Annotated in this window: 19 protein-coding genes; 15 read left to right on the top strand and 4 right to left on the bottom strand. The window is 64.7% G+C overall.

Going from position 1 to position 19,251, the window contains the following annotated elements; all coding sequences use genetic code 11:
- The first annotated feature begins 168 nt into the window (after positions 1 to 168).
- Complete coding sequence (locus ABD687_RS10530) at positions 169 to 489, top strand: hypothetical protein (protein WP_264269542.1); 321 nt, start codon at positions 169 to 171, stop codon at positions 487 to 489.
- Positions 490 to 514: 25 nt separating this feature from the next.
- Positions 515 to 1,939, top strand: coding sequence for a hypothetical protein (locus tag ABD687_RS10525; protein WP_310291419.1), 1,425 nt, complete (start codon positions 515 to 517; stop codon positions 1,937 to 1,939).
- 40 nt (positions 1,940 to 1,979) lie between these two features.
- Here ABD687_RS10525 and ABD687_RS10520 read toward each other — a convergent pair whose 3' ends face one another.
- Entirely contained in the window at positions 1,980 to 2,372 is a 393-nt protein-coding gene (locus ABD687_RS10520) for a phage holin family protein (RefSeq protein ID WP_264269540.1), read from the bottom strand.
- Positions 2,373 to 2,490: 118 nt separating this feature from the next.
- On the opposite strand from ABD687_RS10520, the gene ABD687_RS10515 reads away from it, so the two are divergent.
- The 13 genes from ABD687_RS10515 (at position 2,491) to ABD687_RS10455 (ending at position 14,013) form a co-directional block, all read left to right on the top strand.
- Entirely contained in the window at positions 2,491 to 3,612 is a 1,122-nt protein-coding gene (locus ABD687_RS10515) for a histidinol-phosphate transaminase (protein ID WP_310291424.1), read from the top strand.
- A gap of 123 nt (positions 3,613 to 3,735) precedes the next feature.
- Complete coding sequence (gene pdhA, locus ABD687_RS10510; protein WP_310291427.1) at positions 3,736 to 4,884, top strand: pyruvate dehydrogenase (acetyl-transferring) E1 component subunit alpha; 1,149 nt, start codon at positions 3,736 to 3,738, stop codon at positions 4,882 to 4,884.
- Positions 4,881 to 5,861, top strand: coding sequence for an alpha-ketoacid dehydrogenase subunit beta (locus ABD687_RS10505; protein ID WP_302264357.1), 981 nt, complete (start codon positions 4,881 to 4,883; stop codon positions 5,859 to 5,861). The genes pdhA and ABD687_RS10505 overlap by 4 nt, the downstream gene beginning before the upstream one ends.
- Before the next feature lie 63 nt (positions 5,862 to 5,924).
- On the top strand, positions 5,925 to 7,355 hold the full coding sequence (locus ABD687_RS10500) for a dihydrolipoamide acetyltransferase family protein (RefSeq protein WP_264269536.1): 1,431 nt from the start codon (positions 5,925 to 5,927) through the stop codon (positions 7,353 to 7,355).
- A 13-nt stretch (positions 7,356 to 7,368) separates the two neighbouring features.
- Positions 7,369 to 7,581 carry a hypothetical protein gene (locus ABD687_RS10495; RefSeq protein WP_310291432.1) on the top strand — a complete coding sequence of 71 codons (213 nt, stop codon included), beginning with the start codon at positions 7,369 to 7,371 and terminating at the stop codon, positions 7,579 to 7,581.
- Positions 7,582 to 7,908: 327 nt separating this feature from the next.
- Positions 7,909 to 8,724: a hypothetical protein gene (locus ABD687_RS10490; protein ID WP_310291435.1), complete on the top strand. Its 816-nt coding sequence runs from the start codon at positions 7,909 to 7,911 to the stop codon at positions 8,722 to 8,724.
- A gap of 1 nt (position 8,725) precedes the next feature.
- Complete coding sequence (locus ABD687_RS10485; RefSeq protein WP_310291438.1) at positions 8,726 to 9,406, top strand: phosphoribosylanthranilate isomerase; 681 nt, start codon at positions 8,726 to 8,728, stop codon at positions 9,404 to 9,406.
- Positions 9,407 to 9,580: 174 nt separating this feature from the next.
- Complete coding sequence (locus ABD687_RS10480) at positions 9,581 to 10,474, top strand: LysR substrate-binding domain-containing protein (protein ID WP_264269532.1); 894 nt, start codon at positions 9,581 to 9,583, stop codon at positions 10,472 to 10,474.
- Positions 10,471 to 11,571, top strand: a complete 1,101-nt coding sequence (locus ABD687_RS10475) for an enolase C-terminal domain-like protein (RefSeq protein WP_310291439.1) — start codon at positions 10,471 to 10,473, stop codon at positions 11,569 to 11,571. Before ABD687_RS10480 ends, ABD687_RS10475 begins: the two co-directional genes overlap by 4 nt.
- Before the next feature lie 33 nt (positions 11,572 to 11,604).
- The gene (gene catC, locus ABD687_RS10470; protein ID WP_264269530.1) at positions 11,605 to 11,883 is read left to right on the top strand and encodes a muconolactone Delta-isomerase; all 279 of its coding nucleotides are present in this window, start codon (positions 11,605 to 11,607) and stop codon (positions 11,881 to 11,883) included.
- Positions 11,884 to 12,166: 283 nt separating this feature from the next.
- Positions 12,167 to 13,021, top strand: a complete 855-nt coding sequence (gene catA, locus ABD687_RS10465) for a catechol 1,2-dioxygenase (RefSeq protein ID WP_310291442.1) — start codon at positions 12,167 to 12,169, stop codon at positions 13,019 to 13,021.
- Positions 13,022 to 13,191: 170 nt separating this feature from the next.
- Positions 13,192 to 13,743, top strand: a complete 552-nt coding sequence (locus tag ABD687_RS10460; RefSeq protein WP_310291445.1) for a flavin reductase family protein — start codon at positions 13,192 to 13,194, stop codon at positions 13,741 to 13,743.
- An 81-nt stretch (positions 13,744 to 13,824) separates the two neighbouring features.
- Entirely contained in the window at positions 13,825 to 14,013 is a 189-nt protein-coding gene (locus ABD687_RS10455) for a hypothetical protein (protein WP_310291448.1), read from the top strand.
- Between the two features lie 173 nt (positions 14,014 to 14,186).
- Here ABD687_RS10455 and ABD687_RS10450 read toward each other — a convergent pair whose 3' ends face one another.
- The 3 genes from ABD687_RS10450 to ABD687_RS10440 all read right to left on the bottom strand — a co-directional run bounded on the left by ABD687_RS10450 (position 14,187) and on the right by ABD687_RS10440 (position 19,157).
- On the bottom strand, positions 14,187 to 14,981 hold the full coding sequence (locus ABD687_RS10450) for an alpha/beta fold hydrolase (RefSeq protein WP_310291451.1): 795 nt from the start codon (positions 14,979 to 14,981) through the stop codon (positions 14,187 to 14,189).
- Positions 14,982 to 15,019: 38 nt separating this feature from the next.
- A complete protein-coding gene (locus ABD687_RS10445) occupies positions 15,020 to 17,695 on the bottom strand; it encodes a helix-turn-helix transcriptional regulator (protein WP_264269525.1) in 2,676 nt (891 codons plus the stop codon).
- Positions 17,696 to 17,795: 100 nt separating this feature from the next.
- Complete coding sequence (locus tag ABD687_RS10440) at positions 17,796 to 19,157, bottom strand: MFS transporter (RefSeq protein WP_310291455.1); 1,362 nt, start codon at positions 19,155 to 19,157, stop codon at positions 17,796 to 17,798.
- Positions 19,158 to 19,251: the final 94 nt, after the last annotated feature.

Raw genomic sequence — 19,251 nt, 5'->3', positions numbered from 1 at the left:
TTCACGATTCAACCCTGCGATGCCCAGCGCGTGACGCCGCCCACTTCACGGTTATCCACACGCCGTCGCCTCCAGCGCGCCGCCGGGGCCAGCTGCAGTCACTGTTGGGTCCAGGACAACGACACCGGGAAACCGGTGCGGACATGGAAAGGATGCGGTGAAAAGACCATGTTGGAGGCCATCGCCGACGAAATGCTCATGCGGGTGGTGGCCGCCCAAGCCGCCGTGTACCGGGCCCGCGAACAACTTGAACAGGTGCAGACCCTGCAATGGGAATCCCCGGCCGGAAGGGCGTTCCGTGACCGGGCTGCGGAACTAGCCGGCAATGTCGCGGACCTGGACACCAGGTTGGAAGCGGCCCGCGGGGAAATCTGGGCCGCTCGCGCCGACTTGGCCGAGCTCGAGTCGACCATCCTGGCCACCACGGGAACTTTGGGGCCCATCCTCACGCCCGGTGCCGTGCCGCGCGGATTGTTCGGTGGTTTGTAAGGCGCGAAAGGGGAGCAAGACGGACATGGGATACGAAGTGCACGGGGGACTGGGCTCTATCCGGTTTTCCATCACCGAAATGGAACGAACCACCTCAATGCTCACGGGCGCCGGTGCGGACCTGTTGGAAGCGACATCCTTCTTGGCCAGGTCCCCGCAGATCCCGGCAACCATGCTGGCGCTGGGAACGGTGTTGCTGCGTGCGCGCGTGCTTGGCGCCGTGGCAGCGGTGGCCGAGGCTGCCGGGTCGTGCACGGCACGAGCAGCGGAGACGGGTGTGCTGGCGTTGAAGGTCTCTACAGCGCGCATCACCTACGAGCAGGCCGAATTCGCGGTGCAACGCAAAGTGAACGAAGCGCGCGGGAGCCAGTTGCCGCTGACCATCATGTGGGACCTGGCCAGCAACAAGGGCCGTCCGCGCACGCAAACAACTGAAGACATCATCAACCAGCTGCCGAATGCCCCCGGCCTGCCCTTTGGCTTTCTGCGCGACACCGAGCACGGTGGCCTGTTTGATTCCTCAGTGACCGACCGCCTCTACCCGCAACTCACCGACTTCCTGAGCGACCAGAACCTCGTCCACCTGCGGCCGATCGAAGTGGTCGGACATGGCCCGGAGCAGGTTGTGGAATTCGACGGCAGCATCGAATCCCTGGTGGACTTGCAGAAGGTGGCGGAACGCGAACCGCCGGGCAGCCTGCTGATTACCCGGGTCGAAGCCCCTGAAGGCAGTGTCTACGTGTTGACAATTCCCGGGACCCAATCCGATCCGCCCCTGGACCGCCAAGGGAACGTCCGGCGGGTGAAGGGTGCGGGGCCCGGACAGGTGCCGGGAAACCCCTGGGACGGGGTTGGCATCATCGAGGGCATGGGCAATGATTCGAAGAATCTTGTCCCCGCCGTTGAGGACGCCCTAAGACAGTCCGGAGCACGCAACGGGGACCGCGTGGTGGTGACCGGATACAGCCAAGGTGGAATCCACGCCGTCAACATCGTCAACAACGAACATCTCGGAAAGCTCTTTGACTTCCAGCATCTTTCAACGTTCGGCGCCCCGACGGGGCGGACCCCGGTTCCAAGTGACACCCAGGCACTGCATCTGGAAGACAAATACGACCTGGTTCCCGGTACCGACGGGACCACGAACCCTGATGAGCGGAACCGCCTGACAGTTGTCTTCGACGGTCCTGACCAGGCAAAGAACCTGGGAAACGACGGATTCGGCGAGGCCCACAAGCTGGAGAACTACGACTCCCATGCCAAGGGGCTGCGTGGTGCCACGGATCCCGGGGTCGTTGAATCACTTGGATTGTTGGGTGCCCTTTTTGGCCGGTCCAGGCAGGGAAAGGTCCGATCGTACCAATTGGCCCGCCAACCCAAACTCAGGATCAAGGTGCCCGCGAAGGACGGGAAGCACGGGCGCCTGAACAGGATTGCTCCGTCGCGCTAGGGCGCGCACCGCTCGCCGGGTCTGGCTTCGGGCGGGGACGCTACCGTTTGGCCGGAGCGATCCAACCCATCACGGCGGAGATGATGGAAACAATCAGGGCGCCGATGATGGCGTCCCAGAAGAACTGGTCGACGTGCAGCCCAAAGGGCAGGTATTGAGTCAACCACGAGGTCAGCATCAGCATGCCGGCGTTGATGACCAAGGTGAAGAGACCCAGGGTCAAGCAGGTGATGGGCAACGACAACAAACTCACGATGGGCCGGACCACCGCATTGACCAGCCCGAAGACCAGGCCCACCACCAAATAGGCCAAGACCAGGCCAACGGTTTTGTCCGAGGACGGTGCAGCAGTGACAGTGATGCCAGGCAGGACCCACGCGGCGGCCGCAAGGGCCAGCGCGTTGATCACCACCCGGAGGATGAACGCAATCATGGACCCATACTGGCATACCTTTCTGCGTTCCGGCCGCGTGGGCCAGCCGATTCCCGGAGAGAGATTGCCAATGCAACACATGGGGTACGCCGCGAGGGCAAGGGCTAAGCTTTGGGTCATGACCACCGAAAACCCAGCGCCTCGCGATCCGGTACAGCCCCGCACCGTCATCGGCCGGATGCCGAAGTATGTTGCGGGCAAGCCTCCTCGCGAAATACCTGGCCTGAACGCCTACAAGCTTTCTTCGAACGAAACCCCCCTGCCGCCGATCCCGGAGGTCATGGAAGCGATTCGCGCCCAGCTCGACATCAACCGCTACCCGGATCCAATGTCGACGAAGCTTCGCACAGCACTGGCCGCGTTCCTTTCGGTCCCTGTCGATGACATCGTCACCGGTGCCGGTTCGCTCGGGGCACTGACCCAGATCCTGGCCACCTTTGCCGGTCAGGACGACGACGGTGTCCAGGACGAAGTGATCTTTGCCTGGCGATCCTTCGAGGCCTACCCGATCGTTGTCGAAACCGCAGGGGCGCTGCCCGTGCAGATTCCCCTGCTGGCCGATGGACGCCACGACCTAGACGCCATGGCCGCGGCGGTCAACGAACGCACTTCGGTGATCCTGCTGTGCACCCCGAACAATCCCACCGGTCCGGCGCTGTTGCGAGAAGAGGTCGAGGCCTTTATCGCCAAGGTTCCCTCCAACGTGCTGATCGTCATTGACGAGGCCTACCAGGAATTCGTGCGGGACACTCAGGCCGTGAATGGGATCGACACCTACCGCAGCCACCCGAACGTGATGGTGCTTCGGACGTTCTCCAAGGCGCATGGGCTGGCAAACCTTCGAGTGGGGTACTCGGTATCGCACCCCGAAGTCACCCAACACATTCGAGTTGCCGCGACCATGTTCGCCGTCTCGTCCGTGGCCGAGGATGCTGCCGTGGCCTCCCTGGCCCACTATGACAAGGTTGTGGAAAGGGTACAAAGGATCGTTGACGAACGTACCCGCGTGGTTGCCGGTCTCGAGGAACTCGGATGGAAGATTCCGGCCGCCGAGGGCAACTTCGTGTGGTTGCCGCTGGGCGCCAATACCGCCGAATTCGTTGAGCTGGCTTCGGAGCAAGCACTGGCCGTGCGTGGATTCGCCGGCGAAGGCGTGAGGGTGAGCATTGGCGAGGAAGAGGCCAACACCCGCTTCCTTGAGCTTTGTCGGAACTATCCAAAAGGCTCGACGCTTTCCTAGGGGCGGATAAGTCGTGATTTGCGGCGTTTCACCGCTAGGCTAGAACAGACAAAACCGCTATATGCCCCATGCGGAATCTATTCCGCACGGGGCATATTTCATGTACGTAAGGACGCCCTCGGTATGACCAACACCGTGCACGAGCCCTCGGAGCAGGCGCTGATCCAGCTACTTACCCCTGAAGGGGAACGTCGCTCGCACGCCGAGTATGACAGCTACATCCAGGACGTCGACGCGGAAATGTTGCGAGGGTTCTTCCGCGACATGGCGCTTACGCGCCGTTTTGACCAGGAGGCGACCGCGCTGCAGCGTCAGGGCCAGTTGGCCCTGTGGGTTCCGCTTCGCGGGCAGGAAGCTGCGCAGATCGGATCAGGCCGGGCCACCCGAGCGAACGACTACATCTTCCCGACCTACCGTGAGCACGGCGTCGCACTGACCCGCAACGTCGACTTTCCGCAGATGCTGCGGATCTTCCGCGGCATCTCCAATGGCGGGTGGGACCCGCGGGAGAACAACTTCCACATGTACACCATGGTGCTCGCGGCCCAGATGCCGCACGCCACCGGGTACGCCATGGGAGTGCAGCGCGACCAAGCCGGCTGGGACGCCGAACGCCTTGAAAAAGACGGCACCGCCGTGGTCGCCTACTTCGGGGACGGGTCCTCCACCGAGGGCGAGGTCCACGAATCCATGGTCTTTGCTGCCAGCTTCAACTCCCCGGTGGTCTTCTTCTGCCAGAACAACCAGTGGGCCATCTCGGTTCCGTTCCACGTGCAGTCCAAGGTGCCCCTGGCCGAGCGTGCCGCCGGCTACGGTTTCCCCGGGATCCGCGTCGACGGCAACGACGTGCTCGCGGTGTTGGCGGTGACCCGTTGGGCCCTGGAACGAGCCCGCCGCGGCGAGGGACCGGTCCTGATTGAGGCAGTCACCTACCGCATGAGCGCACACACCACGGCCGATGATCCGACCAAGTACAGGATGAGTGCCGACGAGGAAGCCTGGGTCGCACGCGACCCGCTGCTGCGCCTGGAAAAGCACCTGAAGGACAACGACCTGGCCGACGAGGTCTTCTTCAAGCAGGTCGCCGTTGACGGAGACGAGATGGCGACCCGGGTCCGCGAGGAAGCCATGGCGTTCCCCGATCCGTCACTCGCCCAGTCCTTCGCAAATGTCTACGCCGAGGCGCACCCGCTGATCCAGGAGGAGCTCAAGTGGCACCTGGAATACGAGGCCGGATTCGCCGACACCACCGAGGAAGGGGCCACCCGATGAGCACCACCACGATGACCCTGGCCAAGGCCATCACCGCCGGGCTCGATGCGGTCCTGGCCAACGACCCCAAGTCCCTGCTCATCGGCGAGGACATCGGGCGCCTGGGCGGGGTCTACCGCGTCACCGACGGGCTGATCGACACCTACGGACCGGACCGCGTGATCGACTCGCCGCTGGGCGAGGCCGGAATCGTGGGCACCAGCATCGGCATGGCCATCCGCGGCTACTCGCCGATCGCCGAGATCCAGTTCGACGGCTTCGTCTTCCCTGCCTTCAACCAGATCACCACCCAGCTGGCCAAGATGCGCGCCCGCTCCGAGGGCCGCTTCGGTGCCCCGGTGGTCATCCGCATTCCCTACGGCGGCGGCATCGGCTCCATCGAGCACCACTCCGAATCCCCGGAGGCGCTCTTCGCGCACACCGCGGGCCTGCGCATCATGGCCCCGTCCAATGCGCACGACGCCTACTGGATGATCCAGCAGGCCGCAGCCTGCCAGGACCCGGTGATCTTCTTCGAACCCAAGCGCCGCTACTGGCTCAAGGGCGAGGTCGACACGTCCAACCCGGCCGCCGACGCCTTCAAGGCCCAGGTCATCCGCCCCGGCGAGGACGCCACCATCGTCACCTACGGCCCGCTGGTGCCCGTCGCCCTGGCGGCGGCCGAGGCGGCGCGCGAGGACGGGCGCAGCGTGGAGGTCATCGACCTGCGCTCGGTCTCCCCGATCGACTTCGACACCATCACCGAATCCGTGGAAAAGACCGGCCGGCTAATCGTGACCCACGAGGCCCCGACCTTTGGCGGCATCGGCGGGGAAATCGCTGCCCGCGTGGGGGAGCGCGCCTTCCTCTCGCTGGAGGCCCCGGTCATCCGCGTGGGCGGATTCCACATGCCCTACCCGGTGGCCAAGGTCGAGGAACAATACCTGCCCGACATCGACAAGGTCCTCGAAGCACTCGATCGGTCCTTCGCCTACTAACTGAGTGGTGCGCACGAGCGCCACCGCACCGCTGCAGCATTGTTTCTTAAAAGGAGTCAGACGATGAGCACCTTCAACCTTCCCGATGTCGGCGAAGGCCTCACCGAGGCCGAAATCGTCGGTTGGAAAGTCAAGCCCGGGGACACCGTGGTGGTCAACCAGGTCTTCGTGGAAATCGAGACAGCCAAGTCCCTGGTCGAGCTGCCCAGCCCCTACGCCGGAGTGGTCAAGGAACTGCATGCGGCCGAGGGCGAGACCCTGGCCGTTGGCTCGCCGCTGTTTAGCGTTGACGAGGTCGGTTCCCGGCCAGCCCCGCTGGCCAATGTGCCTGACGTGGCCGACATTGCCGAGGCCGACACCCCGGTCGCCAGCGAAGAACCCGGCCCGCTGGTCGGTTCGGGCCCCAAGGCCGATGCCGTCAAGCGCCGTGCCCGCACCAGCCGCCCGGGAACGAACAAGCCCGCCAAGGGCGCAGGTGCCCAGGGGGCCGCCCCGGTGATCCCGGCAGCGCTTGCCGACACGATTTCCCGGCGCGCCGCAGAAATCGGCCAGGCTTCCACCCGACTGACCGCGGCAGCCAAGCCCGCCGTGGCAGCATTCGTCGACCGTGTCCTGGCCAAGCCGCCGGTGCGCAAGGTCGCCAAGGAACTCGGCGTGGACCTGACCGAGGTCACCGGCACCGGCGGCCGGGGCGAAATCACCCGCGATGACGTGCTCTCCTACAAGGCCCAGCGCGAGGCCGAACGCGACGCCGCACCGATGTTCTGGTCGGCCAAGGGCCAGGAAGAGGACGGACGCCTCATCCGAACCCCGGTGCGCGGCATCCGCAAGGCCACCGCCAAGGCCATGGTCGAATCGGCCTTCACCGCCCCCCACGTGTCGATCTTCGTGGACGTGGATGCCTCGCGCACCATGGAATACGTGGCCCGGCTGAAGAAGAGCCGCGACTTCGAGGGCATCAAGGTCTCTCCGCTGCTGGTGCTGGCCAAGGCCGTCATCTGGGCTGCCGCACGCAACCCCTCCGTCAACGCCTCTTGGGTCGAGACCGAGAACGGGGCGGAGATCCAGGTCAAGCACTTCATGAACCTGGGCATCGCCGCGGCCACCCCGCGCGGCCTGCTGGTCCCCAACATCAAGGAAGCGCAGGATCTTTCCATGCGCGAACTGGCGATTGCGCTCAATGATCTGGCTGCTACCGCCCGGGCCGGCAAGACCTCGCCTGCGGACATGACCGGCGGCACGCTGACGGTGACCAACATCGGCGTGCTGGGAATCGACACCGGTACCCCGATCATCAACCCCGGTGAAGTTGCAATCCTCGCCTTTGGCACCATTCGGCAGAAGCCGTGGGTTGTCGATGGCCAGGTGGTCCCGCGTTGGATCACCACCCTGGGCGGCTCCTTCGACCACCGCGTGGTTGACGGGGACCTGTCGGCGCGCTTCATGGCCGACGTGGCTGCCATCATGCAGGAGCCCGCGCTGCTGCTGGACTGATCGTTATCCTTTCGTGTCGCCCTCGCGTGGCCAAGACCCCTTCCTGCCTGTCTTCCACTCGCGGGCCGAGGCAGCGATCTGGATCCAAACCACGCCGGAGTTCACGGAAGCCGGCGGCATGGACAAGGACCACGTCACGTTGGGCAATGCCAGGAAGTTCATGGACAGTGAGCGCTACCGGACGATGAAGCAGGTCATGCTTTCGGTCCGGGCGAGCTCCTTCTGAATCATGTCCCCCTCTGGCTTCCCGTCCGGGATGGTGGGGATGACAGGCGGGAAGCACCTCTTGTGTCCTTCCTCGACCACCATGTGGACGAGGAAGGACATGTCGACGCGGTTCACTGCCGATGTCGCCTCGATTATGCAGGATCCCGCACTGCTGATTAACTGACATGCGTGTTGGTACTTCCGGGAAAAGTGGCCGGGTGCCGGTGCAACGCGCAGTGCGCGCATCGCACCGGGCATTTTCAGGCCTTTGCAAGCGCGTATCGGATGGGGCACAGTGGGGAAGGTATCGATGTCCGATTTGGCACTCGCGCCCAGGAGACAACCGATGAGTAAGTGCGCCGACGCCACCGTATCCGGCAAACCGAAGGCAATGACCGGGGCCCTGTGCATCGCCTCGCTGCTCGGGCTTTTCCTCCTGTCGGGATGCGCGGATCCCGGACAATGGGCTCCGAACGACTCCAGCACCGTCGATTCGACCCCCTTCGGCCCGCCACAGGAACCGTCCGATCGGCCCATGACCGTGGAGGGGGGAAGTGCGATGGCAACTCCCTCACCGAAGCCCGCCGAAGAGGTCGACACCACGGGCTGGAAGACGTTCGCCACCCAGGGGCTGAGCTTTCGATACCCTCCCGACTGGAACATCGAGGAGGACGACTGCAGCAACTGCAACGCCACGGCCAAGCCCCTGGCGGACCCCTTCACCAAATGGGACATCGAGAATTCCGAGGGCAACGAGATCGCCGAGTTCCGTGCCCACTCGGCCACCGACACCGACGGGGACACGAGCACCTACAAGCGAACCGTGCTGGAATCCACGCCCGTGGAAGGGAGCTTCCTCGCCCCTGCCGAGGTGGTCTTCGAACACTTCGTCCTGGACACCCCGGGCAAGACCCGGGAGCAGAAGGTGTTGCTGATGCTCAACGACGCGGCAGCCACCAAGGCGCGGGACAAGAACCCCGCGCTGAGCTTCTTCCTGCCGAAGCAGGGCTTCGTGGCACAGCTGACAAGTTCCGACGACCTGGCCGAGGAACTGGGATTCCATGACGACCACGTAAGCCTCGCGGATGCCGGGAAGATTATGCAGAGCCGGGATTACCGCCTGCTGCGTGCGGTGATGCTCAGCATGCGCGTTGAGAAGTAGCATGGAGACAAACGCCATCAACGAGCCAACGCGGAAGAGTCGAGTGAATTACGAGCTGTACGTAAAGATCTGTGGACTTCGCACACCGGAGACCGTCGCGGCGGCCGTCGCCGCCGGCGCCAACGCGGTGGGCTTCGTTTTTGCCCCCGGCAGTCCGCGAACCGTCGAACCGGAACTCGTGAGGACACTCGTCGCGCAGGTGCCGGAGCATGTCGAAACCGTCGGGGTCTTCCGCAACCAGCCGGTTCAGGACGTCATCGACCTCGCCCTCCGGGCGGGTGTCGGCACGGTGCAGCTGCACGGCGATGAACCGTACGCGAATCTCGAGGCGCTGCACGCCCAGGGTTTCGCGACGCTGCGGGCCTTCTCAATCGACGGCTATCGCGCCCTGGATGACGCCGAACGACAGCGCTGGGAATCCGGGCGGATCCTGCTGGACGCGGTCGAGCCGGGAGCCGGCATCACCTTCGACGCCACCGAACTCGTTGAGGCACCGCCTGCCGGAACCTGGATCCTTGCCGGGGGGCTGAACCCGGGGAATGTCGCGCACCTGGTGGGCACGCTGCACCCGGCAGGCGTGGATGTTTCTTCCGGGGTGGAGTCCAGCCGCGGTACCAAGGATGTAGACCTGATCGAAGCATTCATCGCGGCGGCCCGGTCCTCCTGCGCAACGAGCCCCTAGGCACCGCAAGGGCGGCACGTTCCGTGTCCCTGATCTCACCCGTGCGGAAGCCGGGAGCGCCACTGATACTTATTGGATCTGAATCGCGCGCATACATGTATTTCCCATAAGTAATCTTTGCGTCCTAATCTGGCAGTGGTGCACATCGGTGCTCCATGACCGGAGGTGGACGACGTGGAAGTACGTCAGATGCGGTACTTCATTGCGGTGGCCGAGGAAAAACACTTCGGCCGTGCGGCCCAGCGCCTGCACATGGCCCAGCCTCCGCTGTCCCAACAAATCAAGTCGCTCGAGGAGCAGCTGGGCACCCAGCTGTTGGTGCGCACCACGCGCAAGGTCGACCTCACCGCCGCCGGCGAATTGCTCCTGACCCGGGCGCGGTTGCTGCTGGCCGAGATCGACAAGCTCGAACAAGACGTCAAGCTCGTGGGGCAGGGAGCCAGCGGCGTACTGCGGGTCGGCGTCTCCGGCACGGCCACCTACCGGCTGATGCCCATGATCGTGCAGGCCGCCCGGGTCCACATGCCCGGCCTGCGCCTGAACGTACAGGGGGAGATGCTCACCCCCGAAATGGAAATCGCGCTGGAAGAGCAGCGCGTGGATGTCGCCGTACTACGACCGCCAATCCGTTCGAGCCAACTGAGCCTGAAGTTCTTGGAGAAGGACGAACTGGTTGTGGCCCTGCCCGAGGACCACGAGCTGGCATCGCGTGGCTTGCTTGACCTCTCGGACCTGGCCGATGAACCCTTTATCACCTACCCGCTGAGTTCCGCGGTGAACACCATCTCCATCGAGGCCTGCCGCCAGGCGGGCTTCAGCCCCCAAATTGTCCAGGAGACCCAGGAAACCTCGACCCTGCTGTCGTTCGTCGCGGCCGGGATGGGCGTCGCGTTGGTCCCCACCGCCCGGCGCATGTTCGCGTTGCAGGGCATTGTCTTCCGCCAGCTGCGCAATGCGCCGGCGGTCGATCTTGCCGTTGCCTGGAAGACCGACAACGAAACCGCACTGCTGAAAAAGTTCTTGGACCTCTTTGAGGCTCCAGCCCCCACGGAAGGAAACCCGGCGTGAAGATCCTACGCATCGAAGCAATCCCTTATTCGATCCCTTATACGCACCCGCTCAAGTTTGCCAGCGGGCAGGTCACCGATGCCGAGCACGTGCTGGTGCGCCTCCACTCGGATGACGGACTGGTGGGGGAGGCCGATGCCCCGCCGCGGCCCTACACCTATGGCGAGACCCAGGAATCGATCATCACGATCATCGACAACGTCTTCGCACCGCAGTTGATCGGGCTGGATCCCTTCGACCGCGGCAAGGTGCACGAGGTGATGGCCCGAACCATCCACAACCAGGTCGCCAAGGGCGCCCTCGACATCGCCCTGTGGGACCTGTTGGGCAAGGCACTGGGAACCCCGGTGCACAAGCTGCTGGGCGGATACTCCGACTCGATGCGCGTTTCGCACATGCTTGGCTTCCGCCCGGCGCAGGAACTGCTCGACGAGGCGCTGCGCTTCGGCGAGGAGTACGGCATCACCACCTTCAAGCTGAAGGTCGGGCGCCGCCCGCTGGCCCTGGACATCGAGGCCTGCCACGTGTTGCGCGCCGGACTCGGCGACGACGTGGAGCTCTACCTGGATGCCAACCGCGGCTGGACCGCAAACGAGGCCATGGAAGTCCTGCGCCGCACCGAGGGCCTGGGCCTGACGGCGCTGGAAGAGCCTTGTGATGCGAAGGAAGCCATGAGCCGCCGCCGGCTCGTGGAAAAGTCCCCGATCCCCATTGTGGGCGACGAGTCGGTGCCGACGGCAGGCGACGTATCCCGAGAACTGCTCTCCGGTGGCTCAAACGCGATTTGCATCAAGACCGCCCGCAGCGGGTTCACCGAGGCCACCGAGATCCTGGGCCTGTGCACCGGGCTCGGCGTCGATGTCACCATGGGCAACCAGATCGACACCCAGATCGGATCGTTGGCCACCGTGACCTTCGGTGCCGCCCATGAGGCGAGCAACCGCCGCGCCGGTGAGCTGTCCAACTTCCTGGACATGGCCGATGACCTGATTGCCGAGCCCATCCGCATCACCGGTGGCCGCATCTCGGTGCGCAACGTCCCCGGTGTCGGCGCAGCCATTGACGAAGAAAAACTCGCCCGCTACCGCCAGAACTAGCACCCACCAACCACGCTTAATCCAGGAGAAGACATGATATTCCTAGCCCGCATGGACGTAACCTTCCCGGCCCACCTGACCGAGGCCCAAATCGCCGATTTCCAGGTCCGCGAAAAGGAATACTCGGGCCAGCTGCAGAACAGCGGCAAGATGGCAGGCATCTGGCGCATCGTCGGCGAGTACGCCAACCACTCGCTGTTCGACGTCGAATCCAACGACGAGCTGCACCAGATCCTCAGCGGTTTCCCGATGTACCCGTACATGAAGATCAAGGTCACGCCGCTGGCCAAGCACCCGAACTCGATCCGCTAGGCGGATCTGCGGCGGGAACGCCGCGGGGATGATGCGGAATGGGTCGGGTCCTTTTGGATCCGGCCCATTCCATTGGCCGCGGGGCGTTAATTGCAAGAAAGGCTGCCAATTGCGGTCCTATATGCAGAGCGTCTCAATGGATCGGAAAGAAGTATTTCCCTCTTCTCAATAACCGGCATACATTGAATGCATAGAAAGTCGCTGTGACTGTAGTCACCGCATCATGTGACGTCAGACCAGCGCATCAACACCCCCCTCCAACTGGAGATAGAAGGAGCAACTCGTGAGCACCGAAACCACCGCAAGCGCCGCAGCCTCAGGCAACGCCGCCACCGACCGTTTCCGCCAGTCCGGCAAGACGGCATCGATCACCGCCGACGTCGAGCGCGTCAACCTGCTGGCCAGCAAGCTGATCGAGGCCGCCAACGACATCATCCTCGAAGAGCGCGTCAGCTACGACGAGTTCAACGCACTGAAGGCATGGCTGATCAAGGTCGGCGAAGACGGCGAATGGCCGCTGTTCATGGACGTGTGGCTCGAGCACTCGGTCGAGGAAGTGGCCACCGACCACCGCGAGGGCAACAAGGGCTCCATCGAGGGCCCGTACTACATCCCGGAAGCCCCGGAGCAGAAGTCCCCGGCCACCATTGAGATGCGCGAGGACGAGAAGGGCACCCACCTGCTCTTCCAGGGCCAGGTGCGCTCGACCGACGGCTCGGCACTGAAGAACGCCAAGATCGAGCTGTGGCACGCGGACGAAGAGGGCTTCTACTCGCAGTTCGCTCCGAACATCCCGGACTGGAACCTGCGCGGCACCTTCATCGCAGACGAGGAAGGCAACTTCCAGATCAACACCATGCAGCCTGCCCCGTACCAGATCCCGACCGACGGTGCCTGCGGCCAGTTGATCGCCGCCGCCGGATGGCACGCCTGGCGCCCGGCCCACCTGCACCTGAAGGTTTCCGCACCGGGCCACGAGCTGCTCACCGCCCAGCTGTACTTCCCGGGCGACGCGCACAATGACGACGACATCGCGACCGCTGTGAAGCCGGAACTGCTCCTGGACATCCAGCCGGCAACCGAGGGTGAAGGCGTTCAGACCACCTACGACTTCGTGCTTGACCCCGAGTCCAAGTAGGGTCCACACCCCCACCTCGTCACGGCGGGGCTCCCGGAATGCATTCGGGGACCCCGCCGTTGTCGTACCACCATGCTTTCCGTGATGCCGCGCGGCGTCACAAAGGGGTACCAAGACAACACCATGACCCATTTCGTATCCCTGTAATTTGATGTGAAAGAGAACCCGCAATGACCCAGGAAACCATGTCGAAACCGGTGGACGCGATGGAACTGCGGAGCGTATTCGGGCAATTTGTCACCGGCGTCACGGTGGTCACCACACAGGGCACTGACGGCAAACCCTACGGCGCCATGGTGACGGCGTTCGCCGCGGTGTCGATGGATCCGCCCCTGGCCCAGATCATCTTGACCCGCAGCTCCAAGGCCGCCAAGCACCTGGATGGCTCATCCTTCGCCATCAACATCCTTTCGGACGGCCAGCTGAAGGCGGCCAAGCACTTCGCCGGCGAACCGATCGATTGCGAACCCGAGTGGGTCCTGAATGGAAACGTCCCGGTGCTGGTGGGCAACGCAGCCACGCTGGAATGCCGGGCGTGGAACAACTACGACGGAGGCGACCACATCATCGTGGTTGGCGAAGTCAGCTCGGTGGCGCTGGGGGATGCGGATCCGCTGCTCTTCCACGAGGGCACGTTCCGCCGGATCGGTGAACGACTCGAGGACGGACAGGGTGAAAGCTGGTTCGCCGGCGCCAGGTCCTTCCAGCCATTCATCCCGTAACACCACTTGAGCGCCCGCACCGACGGTGCGGATCACTCACCCATCAAATCCATGCATTACTTGGCCCCAAAGGAGCACATCATGTTTGCCTCGGCACGGCGAAAGACCGCAGGAGAACACCGGTCCGCGCGCAACTCGCGGACCACCACCGACACCGTCCAGGAACTAAACCACTGGGCCTGGACCGGATGGATGCCCGAAGCGGAACGCGAACTTCCCTATTCCGCCCTGCAGGCCACCGAACACCACGCCTCAATGCTTGCCGCCTAAACTTTCGTCCACAGCAGCACGGACACGTGCCGGAGGCCCCGGACAGCAATGACGCTGTCCGGGGCCTCCGGCCTCGTCGTCCCAGGGTGCCCCGCACGCTCGCCACCCTGGCGGATCGAATCGACGCGGCCAAGAATGCCCAGCCGGCTGCCACCTTGTCGATCCTGTGAGGCTCAACCGAGCGAGCCAAGAAAAGCCGTCGTATCCGCTGCCACCTGGGCAGGACGTTCCCACAGGACCAGATGCCCTGCCTCCGGATAGATTTTCAGGAAGGAACCTGCGATCCGCTCGCACAGGGTTTCCTCATCCGCCCGCGAAAGCACGGGGTCGCGTCCACCCCACAAAATCAAGGCCGGCGCATCGATGGTTCCCGATTCGGTGGGCGGGGTGGCTTCGCATAGGCCCTCCAAGCTGGCCCTCCAGATGTCCGCGGGCATTGCCGCACCGTCGAGCACCCGGTCCTGAAGGTACCACTCTGGAACCGCATGCTGCAGGGGAAACCAGGACAGGGAATCCCTGACCCAGTCGACGCTCACGGGATCCGTGAGGGCCTCGACCGAATCCGCGAATTCGGGTCGCCTCCGCAGGGTCAAGGGGGTTCCAGCCAACACCAGGGCCTGCACCCGTTGACCGTGGTCTACGGCCAATTGCTGGGCCACGTAGCCGCCGCTGGATGAGCCAAGGACGAATGCAGCAGGTACATCCAAGGCATCCAAGATGGCTGCGGCATCGGCAGCTTGTGCCACCAGGGAATAGCCGTCCCCGGGCTTTTCCGCATCACCGTGCCCCCGCAGGTCGGGCGCAAGAACCCTGAAGCCGGCGAGCCTGGGCACCAGGCGGTCGAAGCTTCTCCGGGATTCTCCCCACGCATGCAGCAACATCAGCGGCCTGGCATCCACGTCGCCGTGGACGAAACACGGCACCTCGATCCCCGTGGCCAGACGCAGCTTCAGGACGTCGGATTCCATGTACTCAGGCTACGCCCGGCCATCCGGCATTCCCAAGGCTAGTTGTCGGCGTCCCGATACCGCGCGGCGAGTTCGGTGCGCGAGGATACGCCCAGCTTCGCATAGATCCGGGTCAGGTGGTACTGGACCGTCTTGGCTCCGATGAACAGCTCCTCGGCGGCCTTCTTGTTGCTGGCACCTGCACAAACCAGCGAGGCCACCGCCTTTTCCTGCGAGGTGAGCGAGGACCAGTCGGCGGCGTCCCGGCGCGGGACGCTGATGCCGGTGGCCTTGAGTTCGCGGTTGCAGCGTTCGATGTAAATCGTCGCCCCCAGCTGCGTGTAACCTGCCAGCGCACGGGTCAGCGGACCGGCGGATTCGCCGCGCTTGCCTGCGCGGCGCAACGACTGCCCGTAGGCGTACTCGACATTTGCCCGCAGCACCGGCAGCGTGAGCCCCTGCAACAGGGCCAGTGCCTCCTCGAACGCGTCGCGAGATCCTTCCAGGTCGCCGCGTGAAGCGAGCACCTGCCCGCGCACCACCAGGAAGCGTGCTGTGGTCGAGCGGTGCTTGCACCTGCGGGCGGCCGCCATGAGCGGCTCCATGAACTCCAGGGCCTCGTCATAGCGTTCCTTGCGCACCAACGCATCCGCGTACATGTCGTGCCACGGCCAGAACCCCGGCTCATCGATCCCGCGCGAGCGGTCCAGCAGCAAAAGGGGCTCCAACGCCAGGATGACCTCGTCGTAGTCGGCGCGGGCGCGGGCCGAGGCACCCCTGGCCATCCGGTAGGGCACCTGCATGACCTCGTAGCTTCCGGTCCTGGCCCAGGCCTTGGCCAGGTGGGCCTCGACTTCCTCCTGCTCCCCTCGCATGGCGTGGATCTGCACCGCGGTGTAGTGCAGCAGGGGGCGAACCAGCTCGATGCCGGATCGTTCCTGCAGTGCGACGCCTGCACGCACGGTCTCCAGGGCCTGGTCCCAGTCGCCGGCCGAATACTCGGCCCGGGCCAGCCAGGCCCTGGCCCACAGGGCGATGCGGTGGGATCCTTCGGTGTAGTCGGTGGAGCTGGAGATCATCAGTTCGTGCCGGGCCAGTTCGATTTGGTCCCCGGCCACGTGCAGCCATCCCATGGCCATTTCGGCGCGTTGCCGCTGGGCGCCGGCGGGCAAGGTGGCGAGCATACGCGACAGGATCTTCTCACCCTCGGGCCCCCGGCCCAACATGCCCAGGCCCAGTCCCTGGACGGCCGAGGACTCCACGGCCACCGGGCTTTCCGCTTCGGCCAGCTCCAGGGTCCGTTCGGCCCATGACACAATCCTGTGCCCATCCAGCCGGCCCAGCGAGTCAAGGACCCGGCGCTGGGAAACGGTGGCCATGATGTCGATTTGCTGCGCGTCCTCGGCGCCCGACCACGCGCGGGAGAGCCAGCGGTCAGCTGTCGGCGCCTGGCCCTGGAGGATGGCAATGTAACCGGAGAGCAGGTCGCTCTCGGGGCTGGCCGCCAGGGAAGCCAGTTCCTCGGAGTAGGCCAGGGCGCGGGGCAGTTCGCCGGCAGCCACCGTCGCATCGACGGCCTTGAGCAGGAGAGGCTCGCGGTCCTCGGCGTGGGTCGCAAGATGCGCGGCACGGTGCAGCGCTATGGCGGCCGAAGCCCACTCGCCCTTGCCCGCCTGGCTCTCGGCAAAGAGCTCCAGCTGGTGTGACAGGGCTGGATCGGAAAGCAACGTGGCATCGGCGCGGTGTGCCAGCGCGTCGCCCGCGTTCTCGCCCAGGGCGGCAGCCGCTGCATGCAGGGCCAGGCGGCGCGAGAGAGGGACCAGGTGGTAGACGGCCATGTGATTGATGTGGCCGTTGAACAGCAGCGAAAGGTTTCCGCCGCTGCCGGCAACCTCCACCAGCCCGGAGGCCACGCACTCCTCCAGCAGGGGCAGCGGGTCCCCGACCTCGGCCAGGGCGACGACCCGTTCCAGCCGGGGGCCAACGCCCAGGATGGCGGCGGCCTCGATGACGGAGCGGGCGGGCACCGACAAGGCGTCCAACCGCTCGGAGACCTCTGCGGTGACGGCCCGGGGAGCCGGGAACCGGTGGTTCAGGTGGTTCCAGGTTTCGTCGGGGTTTTCCCGGATCAGTTCCAAGGCGGTGTGGATGTTGCCTGCGGTGTAGCCGGCCAACTGGTCGGCCGCGGCCGCCGAGAGGTCCACGCCGAGCCGGGACACGGAAATTTCCTTCAATGCGGCAGCAGTGGGCGGATCCAGGTCGATCGTGGTGCTGTGCTGTGACTCGAGAAGTTCGCGGGCACCCGGCGGCAGGAAGGCAGCTTCCTCCTCGCGCAGGGTCAGAATGACCAGCAGCTTTTCGGTGCGCAGCCGCCGCCAGGCAAACAGCAACGCGGCGAGGGACTGGGCATCGATCCATTGCAGGTTTTCCAGCAAGAGGATTCCGCTTTGCCTTCCCGCATTGCGGATGAAGGCGAGCAGGCCTTCGGCAAGGGGGGAGTCATCAGTGTCCGTGGGGCCGAGCAATTCCTGCAAGGCCGATCCGGGAACGTTCTTTTCCCACCTCGCGCCCGAGGCACTCCACGAGGCAAGGTGCTTGTTGTTGTCCATGAAACGCCGGACCAAGGCGCTTTTCCCGCACCCGGCCGGCCCGCTGACCACCACCAGCTGGGCGCTGCCGGCCTCGGCCAACTGCAGCAGTCGGGCCATGAGCGCCAGTGTTCGTTGTTGATGCATGGATCCGCCCCAGCCAACCTTTCAATGTATAAAGACGGGGGCCGCGCGAACATCCTTGTCCACGCGGCCCCCGGTGGCCGGCTCTGCAGCCGACCTGTGGTTACTTGGCGATCTTGACCCGTGCCGCGGAGCCGGCCGGCAGCTGGGTCTCGGAGTTGCGCAAGGGAACAAAGGCGGTCACCATTGCACCAACGATAGCAACTCCCGCGAAGACGTAGAAGGCGACGTGGTTTTGCACGCCTGCTGCGATGAGCAGTCCGCCGATCAACGGCCCGAAGATGCCGCCCAGGCGGCCGAATCCGGCGCACCAGGCAACCCCGGCGCCGCGGGCGGCGCTGTTGTAGTAGTTGGACACGAACCCGTAGATCAGCACCTGCGTGCCGATGGTACCCACGCCTGCCACGGCAACCAGCCCGAGCAGGATTCCGAAGGGAAGCTGCAGGGTCAGCATCACCATGGCCACCGCGGCGAGGAAGAACGTCGTGGAAACCACGCGCTTGGCACCGACGCGATCGGCGCCCACGGAGGCAATCAACCCGCCGAAGACGGCGCCGGCATTGAGTACCAGCAGGAAGGCGAGCGAGTAGGACTTGCCGTAGCCGAACTGGGTCATGATCTGCGGCAGCCAGGTGTTCAGGCCGTAGGTCAGCATCAGGCCGGCGAAGCTCATCAGGCCCAGCAACAAGGTGGGCAGGGCGTACTTCTTGGAGGCCAGTGCCCGGAAGCCGATCTTCGTGTCGACCGGTTCGGATACAAGTGCGTGGGCACCGTGCGTCGGGGCCGTTTCTGCGATCGGGACGCCGGTGCGGATCGAGACGCGCTCGGCTTCCTCGGTGCGGCCGCGGGCCATGAGCCATTGCGGGGACTCGGGCAGCTTTGCCAGCGCCATGGGCAGCAGGAAGAGCAGCGGGGTTGCGCCGATGAAGAAGAGCCCGCGCCAGCCGACAAGGTCCAGCAGGACGATGGCCAGCAGTGATGCCAGGACCCCGCCCACGGGGACACCGGAGTAGACGATGGCGTTGTAGTAGTTGCGCTTGCCCTTGGGTGCGAATTCGGCCACGACCGCACCTGCGGTGGCAACCAGTGCGCCGACGCCGATTCCGGTGGCGAAGCGCAGGGCGCCGAAAGCGATGACGTTCGGGGCCAGGGCGGTCAGGCCCATGCCCACGGAGAACCAGATGATGCCGGCGATCATGATCTTGCGGCGGCCGAGGTAGTCACCGATCGCGCCGGTGACCAAGGCCCCGACCATGACCCCGAACAGTGCCCAGCTTCCCAGCACACCTGCGGTGGCCGGTCCGATTGCACCGAGCTGGGTCGGGTCATTGAGCAGGGTGGAGACGACGGTGCCGTAGACGACCAGGTCGTATCCATCAAAGATCAGGGCGATCGCGGCGATGGCGACGACCCAGTGGACGGTGTTTTTTTGCTTCTTGGTGGCGCTTGCTTCCGGTGATTTCACGATTTGCTCCATATTTTTATGGGCCCCGGGCGCACGGCTTTGTGCGGGGTTTCGGGGCACGGACAAGTGCCGCAGCGTGAGGCTGCGGGGTGGA

Origin of the sequence: Paeniglutamicibacter sulfureus (assembly GCF_039535115.1) — a bacterium.
GTDB lineage: Bacteria > Actinomycetota > Actinomycetes > Actinomycetales > Micrococcaceae > Paeniglutamicibacter > Paeniglutamicibacter sulfureus.
Note: the sequence above shows the minus strand (reverse complement) of the source record. Positions and strands in the feature narration are given on the sequence as shown.